Origin of the sequence: Mesorhizobium sp. M2E.F.Ca.ET.209.01.1.1 (genome assembly GCF_004010375.2) — a bacterium.
Taxonomy (GTDB): Bacteria; Pseudomonadota; Alphaproteobacteria; order Rhizobiales; family Rhizobiaceae; genus Mesorhizobium.
Genome location: NZ_SADP02000106.1, coordinates 1 through 549, shown reverse-complemented (window position 1 = coordinate 549; position 549 = coordinate 1). Strand labels below are relative to the sequence as shown.

1 pseudogene is annotated in these 549 nt (G+C 62.3%); it reads right to left on the bottom strand.

Annotation, left to right across the window (positions count from 1 at the left end):
- Positions 1-549 (bottom strand): annotated as a pseudogene (locus EN852_RS34800) (hypothetical protein); the annotation flags it as partial.

Here is a 549-nt window from a genome sequence, read left to right as displayed (position 1 = left end):
CGGTCGTGACCGGGGCAAGGCAGGCATTCGGCGGCGTTCCTACCTCGCCTCCGTTGGAAGCGTGGCCAACGAGGTTGTTTGCAATCTCGTACTTGTAGACCTGGTATCGGGTCGGCTTTGTCGTGTCCCAGGCGGAGGGATGGGTGGTGCTTTGGAAATTGGTGCTCCAGTAGGTGGAAAGGTTCCAGTTTCCATCGCCCATACGCCCGCCCATATACGGGGTGGTCGCGTCATTGGGCAGGCCCATATTGCCCGTCGCGTTGAACGTGAGCTTGTTGTAGGCGGGGCACTGGTTGCCGTTGCCGTTGCCGCTGGTCGATGCGCCCATGCGAACGTTGGCGGCGGGCCCATACTCGGCGCTGTTGAAGCGATTGCCGCTGGGGCTGATGCCGAAGCGAACATTGAAGGCATCTTGCACCGGGCCATTGTTCTGGCCGGTCTTTGTGTTGACGCCTTGGGCGGAATAGCAGCCGAGGGGCTTGGACGTTGCGATCGTCTCGGCGAGTGCCTGGGCTCCATTGCCGACGCCATCGGGCGGCTGCAGGAAGC